Genomic DNA, 15290 nt, shown 5'->3' with positions numbered 1-15290 from the left:
TTTAGTAGATGTTTTTCAGTAGTGGTTCATAGAGACTCATTAATATATCGTTAAATGATTTAACGTCTAGAAAAGTAGAGGCTTTGCATTCTTTCCCAAAGCAAAGTTCCATTGATAGTGATTCTCTTTCTCCATTCCTATATAAATCACCTTCCCATTCCTTTTGAAATAAATCTTCCTCATTCTTATTCTTTTCGTTCATAGCAAGGGCATATGCCAGGCCACTTTCAGGTGGTATGGGCCAACAACTTTTTCTTCCTGCGGCTGCTAATAGGTGGATCTCTCTTAGTGTTTTAGTTGCTTCTTGGGTATTGATTGGTAATATTTCCTTGCTTATTTCAAAATTTATTTTTTTACTATAATCTATTTTTTTAGATATTATCAGAGTTTTGGAATTAAAAGAACTATTTGCAGATAAATATAAATGATTTAGCCACCCTTTCATAAGAGTTTTATATTTTAAAATTCCAATTTCAATCTGTATTAAATTCTTCCCGCTAAAGTAAAATTCACCTTCTAACTCTTGCATCTCAATACTTCTTTTCGTGATTTCACCGGTAGCGTATATTGCGGATATTAAATTATTCCATCGCTCTTCAAGAATATCTTCTTCTATTAATCCAGAGCCTTTTGGAGGAAAAACACCTTTGCCAGAAAAGTTTTCTTCCCAGTAGTTTGAATTGTTTTTTGTGTTGTTAATTTTGCTGAGATCACTATTCTCTAGTCGATATTTCAGCAGCTTATATTTTTCTAACTCTGAAAGCTCAAGTGAATCATTATCTTCAATAAGATTGACAAATTCTTTAGATTGGATTTCATTCTCTTTCAACCATGTTATTTGTGGATTTAGTAACCATTCTTTGGTTTCCTCGAAGGAAAAAGATTTTGATTCACTTTCGTTTATTCCGTTCCATTTTATCGGTAATGCTAGTGAGATATCTTTAGTCGGAATCGCTTTTTCAAGCCATTTTCTAGCTTCTAGATTCTTCATGTCAGAACTCATGATTTGTGAATTTTCGGTTTTTATAAAGTTGAAATGATCAAGAGGATTTGCTGGTGGCTCAATGAGAATATCTTGATAGGTGTTGGCTCCTAATTTGATTTTTAAGTAATTCAGCCATTGTTGAATAGGACTTGGAGGTTCAAGATCTTCTCCTGTCTTTTCATCTTTGGAATTCCAAGAAAGTAAAAGATTTTGACGAGTTGAGATTAAAGCTTCTAATAATGAATAGCGGTCTTTGTCATATTGGTTAGGGTCTCCAAGTTCTCTTTTTCTTTCTAAGAGATTAAAACTCCTTCTATTATCTATTCTTGGAAAAGTTCTACTTTCCAGTCCCATAACGATGATGACTTGATGAGGGATTGCTCTCATTGGTTCTAAGGCGCTGATCGTAATCTTGCCTGTCCTATGACCAAACTTGCCATTCGTAGAACTTAATGCTTTGGTAATAATGTCTTTGACTACTAAACAATCAATTTCTAATTCACAATCATCTGTTATGAGATGCCAACTATTAACAATAGTTAGTAGTTGTTGCTCTTCCCATGCCCATTCCCCACCATCCCCGAATAAATCCTTAACCAGCGATGTTATAAGTTTTATCCATTCTTTACATGAACGATTACTGCGAATCGCATCGATATAATTGCAGAGTTTTGAAAGTATCCCCCATGCTTTTATAAACTCTGTACTTGAAATATTCGCGGAATAAGGGGAGATATTGCTTATTCCATTAACTGGATTGTTTGGTAAAACAAGACCAAGTAGAAATCTTTCTAGACACCAACAGAGACTATGAGTTTCTTCCCCAAATCTTTCTGAAGAATCAAGTCCCCAAGTAAAGCCAGCGGATTGAAGACTTTTGATTATCTCACTCACCTCTTCAATACTTATATTCTGTTGTGTTTGGAGTGCTGGATTCGTTAATAAGTTTTCAAAAATTGAAGCGGTTAGACGAGAGGCCGAAATCTCTAACAGATCTAATACAAAATGTATTAAACCTACTTTATCTTCTTGACTTCTATCTGTTATTACCCAAGGTAGCTGAGTAGTATTATGATCGATATTGTTAAACACTGAGGCAATTATTGGTGCATAACTATCCACCTGTGGTGTCATTATTAGGATGTCTCTGGGTTGAAGTTCTTTGTTATTGGCGATGAGCTGTAATATATGGTCCCGTATTAATTCCACTTGCCGATACTTCCCTGGAGATTTAAGGAAAAGTAGTGATTTGTCAGATTTTTCTTTGGTTAAAATACTTTCACTTTTTGTTGATAATAATTCTTGTTGTAGTTGTTCTAATAAATTTGGTTTGTTCCCTTTGTTAGTGGCGATATCTGCTGTAAGAGAAAAAATATCTTCCTCATTTCTATTCCCCAATTGATATTCACCACTCCCCTCTAGCAACTGTTGAAATTCAGCCCCCATCCTCCCAAGGAAGGCTTCAAGTCTTGGAGATTCTAGTAACCATTGCTTGTCAGGTGGAGTATTCCATGTGTTTCTAAACTGCAGTCTTCTTGCTTCACATCTTTGCCAAAGATCATTGCAAGGGGAAATTAGATAAATTTTTATATTGATTACTTTTGAAAATGCTTGAATTAAATCTATTTGCAATGGTGCCAGACTGCTGATTCCATAGATGTATAGATTTTTGGGATAATCTAATTTAGAAATATCATCTTTCTTCAAACGTTTAATAGCTTTTTCGACTTGGATGCAAAAAGGATCTTTTTTTATCTTTTTATATAATAAATTAAATAATATTTCTTGCCAATGGATATTTTTATCAACACTAAATTCTCGAAAATCTTTCTTTGCTTTCTTGCTTAACCATTGCTTTATAATTTCTGGTCTATAAAGTATGTAATCGTCAAATATCTCTGCAATATTATTTGCTAGATCCCATGAATTAAGATTAATATTATCATTTTCTTTATCGCTTTTTTCTAGCCATGATTGAATTATCTCTGCTTCTTCTTCTTTCATTAATTCTGGCAATAATTCTAGAATATTCCAAACAAGATTATTCTTTTCCCATGGATCTTTTTCATTTGGATCAATACCAATAATTCTCTTTACTAACCTTTTTAAATATGTACCAGGGAATGGGTACTTAACTAATGCATTGATATTATTAATTATTGAAAGTCTTTCACTTAGCCATCTGCTTGATGGCCATGTATTTACGATAATGTTAACTTCTTCAGTTATTTCAGGAGGATTTAATCGAAGTTCCTGTCCTAGCAACTCTGCTAACCATTCAGCTTTATTACTTCGATAAATTGTTAGCAAGAGTCCAAATGCGATTTGCAGATATTTTCAAAGTTAGAAGTTGTCTTTTCTCGGATTGATAATTAGGCTTTTCATTTCTTTTACTGCCTGAGATAGACCTACTGAAAGGGCTCTAGATATAATTGTATGTCCAATATTTAATTCTTCAATCCCTTCAATAGCTGCAATCGGTTCAACGTTTTGATATGTCAATCCATGCCCTGCGTTTACTCTCAAACCATATGATTTTGCTTTAGCTGTGCTCTCTTTAAGAATAGATAATTCTAGATTTCTTGCCTGGTTTTTTGTGATTGCATATTTACCTGTATGCAGTTCAATCCATGCGGCCTTAACTTCAGCACAATTTTCTAATTGAGCTTGGACTGGATCAACAAAAAGACTAACCGGAATATCCGCATCTGAAAGACGTTGAATTATTTCCTTTAATTTGCTTTTGTTTTTAGTGACATCGAGTCCTCCCTCTGTCGTGACCTCTTCCCTTTTTTCAGGAACTAACGTAACCATATCTGGCTTGAGATTCAGTGCTATTGAAGTCATTTCTTCAGTCGCAGCCATTTCAAGATTTAGTCGAGTATGCACAGTCTCTTTTAGAAGATTTAGATCTCTATCTTGAATATGCCTTCTATCTTCTCTTAAATGAACTGTTATACCGTCAGCACCACCTAATTCCGCTAAAAGAACCATTTTTACTGGGTCAGGTTCAAATGTCTTACGAGCTTCTCGGACATTTGCTATGTGATCAATGTTTACGCCAAGACTTGCCATAGGTATTTAAAATGTACTTTGATTGTATTCATCAAAAGCAAAATAAGGTTTAGCCGCTGGAGTAACTGCCCAGTCCGACCGTTAATAATAAAGCTTTCGGAGTTAACTTCATTACATAGTTTGATAAAGAGGGATTTTTTGCCCCTTCTTCATAGAGAAAAAAAAATATGCCTCGGGGTTGACCCTTTCTGGAGTCGATTAGCGATGTTTGCTACCCAAGATTTTGCGTTGAACAATTTTTTTCGAAGAAGAATAGTTATGGGTGGAGAAAATTTACCTTTAAGTGGTTCTGTTGTACTTGCTCCCACTCATAGATCTAGATGGGATGCTTTGATGTTGACTATGGCTGCTGGGAGAAGGATTACAAATAGAGATTGTAGATACATGGTCACCAGATCAGAAATGAGAGGTTTACAAGGTTGGTTCTTAAACAGGTTGGGTTGTTTTCCAATTGATCAAGGAAGACCTTCTTTAACTACTCTTAGGTATGCAGTGGATTTGTTGATTTCAAGTCAGCAATTAGTTGTATTCCCAGAAGGAAAGATAAATCGATTTAGCGAGCCTGTGAAACTGAAAAAAGGCCTGATTCGTTTAGCTCAACTAGCCTCTAACAAAGGGTTGGAAATTAAAGTTGTTCCAGTAGGTTTGGCCTACAGCGATGTTATCCCAAAGTTTTATGGATCTGCATCAATTTGTTTCTCTAAACCAATAATTATTTCGAGGGATTTTAAGCAATCTACAAATGACTTCAATCTTGAACTTTCCAAAAGTATGAGAAGTGCTGAACAATCGGCTTTGTTAGCTGTTGGTAGAAGATAATATGATTTTGCTTAGTTAAATCCTTAGCCCTCACATTTAATTTATCCCTCTAAATTCACTTTAAATTTCTTATTTGCAAATGATTACAGCCAAAGAAGTTACTCTCCTAATAAAGCAATCACTTCCTGATGCTCAAATTGATGTTAAAGATATGGGAGGAGGTGATCACCTTGAAGTCAATGTAGTATCTGCAAAATTCTCCGGTTTATCTCTTGTACAGCAACATCAACTTGTTTATGGTTCGTTAAAAAATGAATTGAAAACCGAAACAATTCATGCATTGGCCTTGAAAACCTCAACACCTAATTAATTTTTCCATCATGGATCCTAACACTCGCTCAAAGATTGAATGCTTAATCAAGTCAAAACCAATATTTGTTTTTATGAAAGGCAATAAGTTAATGCCACAATGTGGTTTTTCTAACAATGTTGTTCAAATTTTAAATTCATTGGGAATGAGCTTTGAAACGTTTGATGTGCTTTCAGATATGGAAATTCGTGAGGGTATAAAAGAATATTCAAATTGGCCGACCATACCCCAAGTTTATTTAAAAGGAGAATTTATGGGTGGTTCAGATATATTGATAAGCATGTACAACTCTGGAGAATTGAAAGAAAAGTTAGAAATTGCACTAGCTTCATAACTTGTGACTTTTTGCTTTTTATCCAGGTTCTTTTTGAAAAAAGAGATTATTCATATCACCATCAGGACCAATAAAGCTTGAAGGATCCATAATCCATCTATCAATTAATGCTTCTAACTTCTCTTGATCCCTAGAGTCTAATCTCTTGCAATTCCTGAGAGAATGTAAATATCCATCTGCATAGATCCTCAACTCAGATGGACCGTAGTATCGACTTGTTAACTCTTGACAGGCATCACAAATTGATTGGAAGTGTTTTATTGCCTCTGGAGAATCAAAAGATGTCATGGTTTGCTAAGACAAGTACTAATCTTGATAGTGAGCGAACAGTTTGCTTTATTATCTTCTCCAGTCTAAGGGTCTACTTTTCTAAGTTGTGACATTAATACCTGCAGATCAGCTTGCTACTGAGCAAATCCAAGGATCCTCCTCAGGTTCTTCTCCTAATCAAGGAGCCACACAATCACCCTCCAAGGTGCTTGTTGTAGAACCACATCCAACTCTCAGAACTGTTTTGGTTCAGAGGCTCAGGCAAGATGGACAGCTGGCCGCAGCAGTGGGTTCTGCTGAGGAGGCAGTTGATCTTTGTCGAGACCAATCACCTGATTTATTAGTTAGTGCTGAGCTATTAGAAAAAAGCTCAGCGCTTCGACTTGCACAACAACTGGGATGTTCAGTGATTGTTCTGACTGCAAGAACAGGAGTTGAACCCGTTGTTGGACTTTTAGATGATGGAGCTGATGATGTTTTAAGGAAACCTTTTGGCTTAGAAGAATTAGCTGCTAGGTGTAGGACTTTACTTAAAAGGGGAAGAATTGGTTTACAGGAACGTGTCGCGGTTGGTCCTCTTGAAGTTCATCTCCTTCTCAGGCAGGTCACCTTGCGAGAGAAACCTGTAGAACTAAGTCCAAGGGAATTTGCTTTATTGTGCGCCTTGTTGATGCCACCTGGCATGGTAAGGAGCCGCCATGAGCTGCTTCGAATGGCCTGGCCACCATTTAGTGGCGGTCCTCGTTCAGTTGATACACAGGTTTTGACGCTTAGAAGAAAACTGGAACAAGCAGGGCTTGGTGATGGTGGAGGAATTACAACTGTTCGCCAGCAGGGTTATAGGTTTAGCCTTGATAACTTGCCTTCATGATTTAAAGCATTTTTTTTGTAGTTATTCTGGAAGCTCCCATTTGTTAATCCCAAGCTTTGTGCCGATTTTGTGAGCACAGGCATATCCGCTGAAAGCCACAGCATTTAAACCTTGACCGGGGAAGCACGAATCTCCAACACAATAAAGCCCATTAATCTTTGTAGTGTTAAATGGCATGGGTAGAAGTCCAGGCAATCTTATTGCTGGAATTGGTCCATAACTTCCTTTGTTTCTTGAAAGGAATCTTTTATGTGTTCTTGGGCTTCCTATCTCTTTGTGAAGGATATTTTGACTTAGGTTAGGAAATAAATTCTCTAACTTTGAAATAAGTTTATCCCCATCTTCTTTTTTCTTTGCAAGATATTCTTTATTGCTTAATCCATCCCAGTTATCCATTGAAGAAGGAGTAAAAGCATGAACTATATGGCTACCTGAAGGTGCCAATGCGGGATCTAAGAGAGTTGGTATTGATACGAAAGTAACTCCCTGTTCTTTCTCCATTTCTTCCCATTTGTCGAGAAGTAGATGATGGCAATGGGTGTTAGCAGGTATAGAGTCTTCATTTACTCCCAAGTGTAGAGATAAGAATGAAGGGGAGGGTCTGTATCTGTTTTCCCATTTTTTCTCAAACGTTGGTTTTCTCTCTGTTTCTACAAGTGGATTCTTAATCCCCTGACCACCAAATGTATCCCATCTTGTTGCATTAGAAACCACTGTTTTACTAAAAATTTCTTCATTATTTTCAAGGGAAACACCTATGGCATTTTCTTTATCAAAAATTATTTTTTTTACTCTTGATTTATATCTAATTTCTCCCCCCAGATTTTTAATTCCCTTCACTAGCTTTTCTGCAATAATTCCTACACCTCCTTTGGGATAGTTAATACCTCCGTAATGTCTATCAGAAAAGACCATTCCAGCATTTATCATAGGAGTCAAGTCGGCAGGCATAACTGACCAGCAGAAACATTCAATATCAATAAATTTCAATAGATCGGGATCTTTGATATATCGCCTAGCAACATCGCCGGCATTTACTGGCAACCATCTAGCCAGTCCAAGACAAGATAAAGGTGATTTAAAAAAAACTTTCATTAGATATGCAGGATCCTCTATTGAAAGTAAAGGCATTGAATCTAGACAATTAAAGACATCCCAACATTTTTCGTAAAAATGTTTTATTCCTTTCTCTTCATGGGGAAATAAATTTATTAGCTTAGTAATGAATTTCTGATAATCTCTATCAACTGAAATTTCTAATTGATTGGGTAGATGATATGCCAATTGTGTTGGGTCAGGAATCGTTTCACATTCTTGTCCAACATCTTTAAGAGCTCGCGTTAGTAAATTTGTGTATCCTTTATCACCAAATCCAAAGATCATTGATGCTCCAACATCAAAAGTAAAGCCTTTTCTTTTAAATGATCCCCCACTTCCACCAGGAATTTTATACTGTTCCAGCACAAGAACTTTTGCACCTTTGCTTGCTAGTTGACTTGCAGTTACTAATCCACCAAGACCGGAACCAATAACTATCGAATCCCAGTTGCAAGCATCTTTAGTTTTATTTGATAATTGAGTCATGATGTTCAAAAAAATTTAAATGGTCGTGGGGTAAGAGCTTTTATCCAATAAAGTTTCGCGTACCTTTTTTATTTGATTCAATGCTCTGTCTCGGTATTCTTTATACCTTTCGCGTTTGTCGTGAACTCTGTTATGGAGTTCAGGCAGTAATCCGAAATTAGCCGGCATTGGTTGAAAGTTTTTTTTATTTTTTACTCGTAAACTTGCTTGACTGTTGCTTATAAAATTTGTCAATGCTCCAATCATTGTAGACGATGGCAAAGTAATCGTATCTAATCCCTTTGCTAATAATGCTGCATTGGTTCCAGCTAACCAACCTCCCGCAATAGCCGCAGCATAACCTTCTGTGCCAGTGAGTTGTCCAGCAGCAAACAAAGTTTTTCTATTTATGAACTGAAGCGTTGGTTCTATGAGCTTTGGAGATTCAAGGAAAGTATTTCTATGCATAACTCCAAAACGAATAAACTCTGCTTTTGATAAGCCAGGAATCATCCTGAATATACGTTTTTGCTCGCCCCATTTTAAATTTGTTTGAAATCCAACGAGATTCCATAATTGACCAGACTTGTCTTCTTGTCTTAGTTGCACGACCGCATGGGCTCTCCTAAGCCTCCGGACACTTTTGTCGTTGACATCACCCCATCTTGGATCCCAAAGCCCTATCGGCTTTAACGGCCCATAACGCATAGTCTCTATTCCCCTTTTTGCAAGTTGCTCTATAGGAAGGCAACCTTCAAAAAATTGAGCAGATTCTTTTTCAAAATTCTTTAATTCAGCTTGTTCAGCTTTGATTAATTCAGAGTGAAACTTTAAATATGAATCTTCATTCAACGGACAATTAACGTAATCAGCATCGCCTTTGTCGTATCTACTTGCCCGAAATGCTGTTGAAAAATCAATACTTTCCCCAGTAATTATTGGACTAGCAGCATCAAAAAAATGACATTCTTTTTTACCTGTAAATTCTTTGATGTCTTCTGCAAGTAACTCGCTTGTTAAAGGACCTGTGGCTAAAACTGTTATTTGGTGGGCCTTCGGTAGAAAAGGACACTCATCTCTAATGATTGTTATTAGGGGATGAGAAGACAGTTCATTTGTTATGGAAAGACTGAATTGACTCCTATCGACTGCAAGCGCCCCTCCTGCAGGAACAGAGTGTTTATCAGCCTTGTTGATAACAATTGACTTTAATGTTCTTAACTCTTCTTGTAGAAGCCCTGCGGCTCTGTCGCTACTAAGCGCTCCAAAGCTATTACTGCAAACTAATTCTGCAAATTCTGATGAGTGGTGAGCTGGGGATTTCTTTTTTGGGCGCATTTCGAAGAGAGTTACATTTATTCCTGCGCTTGCTATTTGCCATGCTGCCTCTGACCCTGCCAGACCAGCGCCTATTACCGTTACCGATGGATATTCTTTCAAACTGTGGTTTTTTTTATACAAGCTTAATTAAATAGTATTCTCATGTCCCTCAGCTATTTATTAAGACTTCAGAAATATCTAAAAAATCAATGAGGAAGGAAAAAAATATCTTTAATATTGTTTTATAGTCCTCAAAAAGGAACATTAAGGTCATTAATGCTTCGCCAACGTGATATTTTTCATATTGGACTATTAATATTGGTCTGATAGGGGTCGCTAGCTCAGTGGTAGAGCATCCGGCTTTTAACCGGCTGGTCCTGAGTTCGAATCTCAGGCGACCCATTTTTTTTTAAGACTATTGCTATATAAGCTGTGGTGATAAGCACTTCTGGGTTTTTGAAGAACTATTTATTTCGAGCGCTCTTGATTTCCTGTATTACTACATCAGTAAATGCTGGGTTGAATAAGTTTACTAATTTGATCTTTGTTGAAGATTGGCTTGTCGAGAGAAAGGTTGATTTAACAATTAATGAAATACTATGCAGAGCCTCAATCCCTTCACATGCAACCTGGTTTGGAGCTCGCGTTAGACTTGGACCCAAAAATGAATTAATACAACCTATTTGGATCTCTGTAAAGGCCAACCAAGTACTTGAATCGAAATTAGTTAAAATCAGAGAACTTCTTGATGATTGCAGGTCAGGACTACTTTTCCTGCCTGAAAACCTATAAAGATTAAGGACTAATGTGTTGATGAGAATATAAATACTTTCTCAAAATTAAGTTTGTTGCTGAATTATAAATATAGTAATTTACTTTTGTATGAAAAAACTTACAGTAGGAGCTGCAATTGCAATTAATTTATCTTTGTATTTTTGGGCTTTAATGGATTTACCCTTTAAATTTTGATTAGGAAAGAAGGATAAAAATTTTATTTATATCTCTATTTTTTTTAATTTTTTAAGAACTTTATTTTTTAGATTTCAACATTTTTCTGATGATTGTAGTTAGATGATAATTTATTTTTAAAATAAGAAATTTGTTTTGATTATCAAGCACTTTTTTAACTTTCATTTTTTTTTTGCAATTTCAATCCTTTTTTCTTGCCTGTAGCGGTTAGGGTCTATGTGAGGCATCAAATGCCTCTTCGTTTTATGGGAATGGGGGTATGGTTAAGAAATCTTCTTCGATCACAAGATCCAATTCTAATTGGTTATGGAGGTGGGCAGAACCTGAAAGCGAACTCTCAGTTATTCCAAAATCAAAAACTAAACGTTTGGCCCAACAGGCAAAGTTGGCAAATGTTGATGCAGAGAGAGCCGTTGCAAGGGCCTACCAAATTGAATTATCAAGAACGAGGGCAATTGGAGAGGCAATGTTTAAGTCTGGAAAAGCTTTGAGGTTTACTCTTTCTAGTTCCGGAAGGCAGTTAATACTTAGAACACAGGCAGCACGAAGGCAGTTTGAACCTGGTTTTAGAGATAAAAAATAATTTTCAGATAGAATAAAAGTCCTACGAAAAATAAAAAATGCAGCTGTATATAGTTACTTGGAAATTCGAATCTTCTGAGGATCAAAATTATTCATCGGAAGCATTTGTAGATTATGTTGAAAGTGGAAAATCTGAAGATCTTATTGATGGCTATGAGAGAATTACTTGGGCACACACGCCACAAGACGGAACAGGAGTAATCATTTGCAGAGCTTCAAGTGCATCAATTTTATTTAAGGTTTTTGGATCCTGGAGAGATAAATTTGGAATGATTTGGGAGTATAAGCCTGCTTTAACTACTGAAGAGTTTGTCAGTTTAATAAAAGAAAAATAGATATAATTATGTTTTTATTCTTAGATTTAATTTATATAAAAAATAAACTTCTGTCTAAAAATCTTTCAAGATTGTCCTATTCAACTTAGTCTTTTTAAAAGTATCTTTGCATTTAATGATAACTCATTTATTCTTTGCTTTGACTGCTAGTGAAATGGGTCTCAATCCAACAATACTAGCTTTGATAGTAGTTTCATCTATCGTTTTTATTGTCGGCTTTGCAAAAAGCTCAAGAGAGAATGAATACAAAAAATTGATGGATTCATTTATTGAAAGGAAAGAGGAGTCTGATTAATCATTTATTTATTCATATTAGTAAGAAGATCTTCTTACTAATATGAATAAGCATGTCTAATAAGGCAGGATGGTAGAAGCGTAGTTTTGAAATTGAAAAATTTAATGGTAAAGGAGAGAATCGTCTCTCCTTCCCGCGATGTTATTGCTGGTCTTGTTGTTGCATTCGCAATGATCCCAGAGGCGATAGCTTTTTCTGGTATTGCAGGCGTTGATCCAAGAGTTGGGCTGTTTGGTGCTTTTTTGCTTTCTGTCACCCTTGCAATTTTTGGGGGCAGAATGGCCATGATTACCTCAGTGACTGGTTCAACTGCTCTTTTGATGACCGGGATTGTTCAACAGGGTGAAAATATTAGCCCTGGCCTTGGTCTGCAATATCTTTTGGCTGCTGGATTGCTTACGGGAGTTCTTCAGATTGCTTGGGGGTATTTAAGGCTTGCTCATCAGATGAGATTTGTACCTCAACCGGTTATGGATGGCTTTGTAAATGGTTTAGCAATATTGATCTTCCTTGCTCAATTGCCTCATTTAGGAATCGACCTAGCACATTCTGAGAAAGTTGTTGCTGCAGTCCAAGTACCTGCTGTTTGGGGCTTGACCATACTTACATTGTTAATTATCTATTTGCTACCTAAATTTACTAAGCTTTTGCCATCTGCATTGGTCGCGATTTTTATTTGTACAGCGATTTCAATTTTATTTAAATTAAATGTTCCAACTGTATCGAATTTAGGAATTCTCCCAAATGGATTGCCTAGCTTTGGTATTCCAAAAGTTCCATTTAATTTTGAAACACTTGGTTTGATACTTCCAACAGCACTAGCAATTTCTTTGGTTGGCCTTATGGAGACATTCCTGACTCAAGATATTCTTGATGATATGACTGATAAAAGTACTAATAAAAATGTTGAGGCTAGAGGGCAAGGTATGGGAAATATTGTTAGTTCGCTTTTTGGAGGGATGGCTGGATGCGCCTTGGTTGGACAATCGGTTATGAATGTGGGTTATGGGGGAAGAACTCGTCTTTCAACATTAAGCTCTGGCGTTTGTTTAATAGCGATGATTCTTGCGGCTAAGGATTGGGTAAATCAAATACCAATGGCAACATTGGTTGGGGTTATGATAATGATTGCTATAAATACTGCTAATTGGATATCAATTAAAGATATTCGCCGAATTCCTCGAAGCGATAGTTCAGTTATGATATTGACTGTATTCGTAACTGTTATTACACATAATTTAGCTCTTGGTCTTCTTTCCGGTGTTGGACTTGCAGCAATATTATTTAGTAGAAAGGTCGCAAAAGTTATTAAGGTTGAGTCTTCTTTGAATGGTGCAGATCACAGGATTTATAAAGTTTCAGGCCAATTATTTTTTGTTAGTAGCATTTACTTTAGACAAGGTTTTGAACTACATGAACATCCTAAAAAAATTACAATAGATATGGCAGAAGCCCATATTTGGGATCAAAGCGGCGTTACGGTTCTTGACCAAGTAATTAGAAGAATAAAATTAGGGGGGTCTGAGGTTGAAGTTATTAATTTAAATGATGAAAGCTTGAATTTATTTTCTCGAATAGGACAAGCATCAGAAGCTGGGGGAAGAGGTGGGGAATTTAAATCGGCACATTAACTGCACATTAAATTTTCCTGATCTATTACTTGAAGTTTTTGTAGATTTTTTTAAAAGCTTGTATCAAAGGCTTATAAGGATTCATTTCCATTTAATTAAACTTTGTAAATTAATTTATTAATAATTTATAAGTCAGAGCTGCAACTAATCAAGCCTCATAATAGACGATCATAGAAGCTATAAGTTTTACTAATCTATCTTACTATTTTGATTGTCTCTGTGAGGTCCCATTTTATCTATATTTTCATAGATTTTGTAATGGATTTTGAGGTATTTTTTGGCAAATGTATATAAAAAAATTCCACCAAGGTTAAAACTCTTGATGGAAGAAAGTTCTGTTAAAGAATTGGATTCCCTAGATAGATTTTTAAAATCTAAAAATATGTCTATTTGGGAAGCTTAGCAAAAGCTTTTTGAAATAATGGCTATCTCCCTAAGCTTCAGAATCAAATTTAGAAAGATTTGGCCCAGCAATTACACCAACAAGTCCAAAGAGAACTAGGGATCCAACACCGACAATTGTTGCTGAGAGGCTTCCCCCTCCTAAAGCAAAGGTTAAGAATGGCAAATGAAGCATTTTTTTTTAGATGCAGGTATATATATAAACCTAAAATTGCCCAAATTTAATGAAGTTGTAGCACCTTGATAAATTCGGACATTTTTAAAAGGCTTTTTAGAGAGTTAAGCGGTAGGGAAATCGTTTGGAAACATTGAATCCAAGTCGTCTTTAGTTGCCTTGGATTCCCACTTAAGCCAGTCCTTTACTCCGTTTGGCTTGACGGTCTGAGCGCTACGGGCAGCAAAAATAATTACATGAAATGGAATTACAATCGCAAAGAAGAAAAAATGAAGTAAGTACAAATCCCAGGGAATACCCTGATAACCATAATCAGGGAAAAATATTGCAGTAAGAAAAGGAAGCACCATGTTGTTCAAATTTTTTACTGTATTAATCATTATCCATAAAGCATGAATTCTTTCGACAAGGTCGGATATTTTAACTTCTAGAAATGCTATGGATTTTATGAATGAATAAAATTAGGTACTATTCTTGATTTTATGAAAATAATTTTTTGAATTCGTAATTGTCTGATTAGATTAGAATAAATTTATAATCGCCAAATAAATTAACTATCTATTCATAAAACATAATTCCTCAATAATCTTAAAAAAAGATATAAATATTTAATCAATAAGGCTTTCTATTAATTTAACTAACCTGAAACTGAAATAGATACTTAATATTATCCATGTAGGAAGAATTATATTCCATGCTTTTTGATGCTTTAAAAGGATAATCTTTTCTAACAAATAAGCTCCTGAGATAGGAATAGATATTAATAACGTCATTTTTAGAAAAATCTCAAGAAAAGCTAGCGCTGCTATTGGATTTATTAGCCATGCTATTAATATTCCACTAAGTAAGTAGCCACCATATTGTCCTAGCTTCCTTACCATCATCAACAGAATCTCTTTCTTATTAGATTAACTCATTATATCTAAAAAATACTTCTAATATTAAAAGATATATATTTGATGACTTTGCTTTAATATTAAAACAACATAAGTCACTTTACACAAAGATCTAATATTCTAAAAATCTGTTTATTTATAGTCTAAAATTTAATAAATACAATATCATTTTTTAGTTAATTAGAAGAATCTTTTGGATTTGGATATAGTTTATTAATAGCATCAGCTTGTCTCTTTTTAGTTTTCTTTATCTGTTTTAATTCATTAATCCTTCTAACTAAAATTCCTGGAATGAACCAAATAACTATTATGAGTGCAAAAATGAAAATAGGATTATTTATCGTCATATCAAGTAAAATATTCTTTATTAAAAGGAAATATATATTATTAATGAATAATAATTGATAGTACATTTTTAATTAAATTGAGAGTTTCTGTTTTTTTATAGTTTAATTTAA

Annotated in this window: 18 protein-coding genes and 1 tRNA gene; 10 read left to right on the top strand and 9 right to left on the bottom strand. The window is 35.2% G+C overall.

Translation table 11 applies throughout. From position 1 onward, the window contains the following. Position 1: 1 nt before the first annotated feature. Both EW15_RS06720 and EW15_RS06715 read right to left on the bottom strand, forming a co-directional pair. Positions 2–3295 carry an exodeoxyribonuclease V subunit gamma gene (locus EW15_RS06720; RefSeq protein WP_038653451.1) on the bottom strand — a complete coding sequence of 1098 codons (3294 nt, stop codon included), beginning with the start codon at positions 3293–3295 and terminating at the stop codon, positions 2–4. 33 nt (positions 3296–3328) lie between these two features. Beyond that, entirely contained in the window at positions 3329–4060 is a 732-nt protein-coding gene (locus EW15_RS06715; protein ID WP_038653448.1) for a pyridoxine 5'-phosphate synthase, read from the bottom strand. Between the two features lie 138 nt (positions 4061–4198). On the opposite strand from EW15_RS06715, the gene EW15_RS06710 reads away from it, so the two are divergent. The 3 genes from EW15_RS06710 (at position 4199) to grxD (ending at position 5523) form a co-directional block, all read left to right on the top strand. Further along, positions 4199–4879 carry a 1-acyl-sn-glycerol-3-phosphate acyltransferase gene (locus EW15_RS06710; protein ID WP_038655336.1) on the top strand — a complete coding sequence of 227 codons (681 nt, stop codon included), beginning with the start codon at positions 4199–4201 and terminating at the stop codon, positions 4877–4879. A gap of 79 nt (positions 4880–4958) precedes the next feature. Further along, positions 4959–5189, top strand: coding sequence for a BolA family protein (locus tag EW15_RS06705; protein WP_038653445.1), 231 nt, complete (start codon positions 4959–4961; stop codon positions 5187–5189). Between the two features lie 10 nt (positions 5190–5199). Next, positions 5200–5523, top strand: coding sequence for a Grx4 family monothiol glutaredoxin (grxD, locus tag EW15_RS06700; protein ID WP_038653442.1), 324 nt, complete (start codon positions 5200–5202; stop codon positions 5521–5523). Between the two features lie 18 nt (positions 5524–5541). On the opposite strand, the gene EW15_RS06695 is transcribed toward grxD, so the two are convergent. After that, the gene (locus EW15_RS06695; protein WP_038653439.1) at positions 5542–5811 is read right to left on the bottom strand and encodes a DUF6761 family protein; all 270 of its coding nucleotides are present in this window, start codon (positions 5809–5811) and stop codon (positions 5542–5544) included. 88 nt (positions 5812–5899) lie between these two features. On the opposite strand from EW15_RS06695, the gene EW15_RS06690 reads away from it, so the two are divergent. Next, entirely contained in the window at positions 5900–6664 is a 765-nt protein-coding gene (locus tag EW15_RS06690) for a response regulator transcription factor (protein WP_197049668.1), read from the top strand. Positions 6665–6685: 21 nt separating this feature from the next. On the opposite strand, the gene crtH is transcribed toward EW15_RS06690, so the two are convergent. Together crtH and trmFO are read right to left on the bottom strand one after the other, a co-directional pair. After that, entirely contained in the window at positions 6686–8248 is a 1563-nt protein-coding gene (gene crtH / locus EW15_RS06685) for a carotenoid isomerase (protein WP_038653436.1), read from the bottom strand. Between the two features lie 15 nt (positions 8249–8263). Then, entirely contained in the window at positions 8264–9667 is a 1404-nt protein-coding gene (gene trmFO, locus EW15_RS06680; protein ID WP_038653433.1) for an FADH(2)-oxidizing methylenetetrahydrofolate--tRNA-(uracil(54)-C(5))-methyltransferase TrmFO, read from the bottom strand. Positions 9668–9877: 210 nt separating this feature from the next. Between trmFO and EW15_RS06675 the strand changes: the two genes are divergently transcribed. The 6 genes from EW15_RS06675 to EW15_RS06650 all read left to right on the top strand — a co-directional run bounded on the left by EW15_RS06675 (position 9878) and on the right by EW15_RS06650 (position 13359). After that, positions 9878–9949 (top strand) — tRNA-Lys (locus tag EW15_RS06675). Between the two features lie 81 nt (positions 9950–10030). Beyond that, complete coding sequence (locus EW15_RS06670) at positions 10031–10339, top strand: hypothetical protein (RefSeq protein WP_225866542.1); 309 nt, start codon at positions 10031–10033, stop codon at positions 10337–10339. A gap of 436 nt (positions 10340–10775) precedes the next feature. Then, positions 10776–11099, top strand: coding sequence for a hypothetical protein (locus EW15_RS06665; protein ID WP_038653428.1), 324 nt, complete (start codon positions 10776–10778; stop codon positions 11097–11099). A gap of 37 nt (positions 11100–11136) precedes the next feature. Further along, entirely contained in the window at positions 11137–11433 is a 297-nt protein-coding gene (locus EW15_RS06660; protein ID WP_038653425.1) for a DUF3303 domain-containing protein, read from the top strand. A 115-nt stretch (positions 11434–11548) separates the two neighbouring features. After that, positions 11549–11728: a hypothetical protein gene (locus EW15_RS06655; RefSeq protein WP_225866541.1), complete on the top strand. Its 180-nt coding sequence runs from the start codon at positions 11549–11551 to the stop codon at positions 11726–11728. Between the two features lie 104 nt (positions 11729–11832). Further along, positions 11833–13359 (top strand): SulP family inorganic anion transporter, encoded by a 1527-nt coding sequence (locus EW15_RS06650; RefSeq protein WP_038655330.1) that lies wholly within the window; start codon positions 11833–11835, stop codon positions 13357–13359. Between the two features lie 433 nt (positions 13360–13792). Here EW15_RS06650 and EW15_RS11335 read toward each other — a convergent pair whose 3' ends face one another. From EW15_RS11335 to EW15_RS06635, 4 genes are all read right to left on the bottom strand, one after another. After that, positions 13793–13936 (bottom strand): hypothetical protein, encoded by a 144-nt coding sequence (locus EW15_RS11335; protein ID WP_197049667.1) that lies wholly within the window; start codon positions 13934–13936, stop codon positions 13793–13795. Positions 13937–14040: 104 nt separating this feature from the next. Continuing rightward, positions 14041–14286, bottom strand: a complete 246-nt coding sequence (locus tag EW15_RS06645; RefSeq protein WP_225866614.1) for a hypothetical protein — start codon at positions 14284–14286, stop codon at positions 14041–14043. A 258-nt stretch (positions 14287–14544) separates the two neighbouring features. After that, positions 14545–14820, bottom strand: a complete 276-nt coding sequence (locus tag EW15_RS06640; RefSeq protein ID WP_225866540.1) for a hypothetical protein — start codon at positions 14818–14820, stop codon at positions 14545–14547. A gap of 188 nt (positions 14821–15008) precedes the next feature. Then, positions 15009–15179, bottom strand: a complete 171-nt coding sequence (locus tag EW15_RS06635; RefSeq protein ID WP_225866539.1) for a hypothetical protein — start codon at positions 15177–15179, stop codon at positions 15009–15011. Positions 15180–15290: the final 111 nt, after the last annotated feature.

Source organism: Prochlorococcus sp. MIT 0801 (genome assembly GCF_000757865.1).
GTDB lineage: Bacteria > Cyanobacteriota > Cyanobacteriia > PCC-6307 > Cyanobiaceae > Prochlorococcus_B.
The sequence above is the reverse complement of the archived record's forward strand: the minus strand, read 5'-3'. Positions and strand labels throughout refer to the sequence as shown.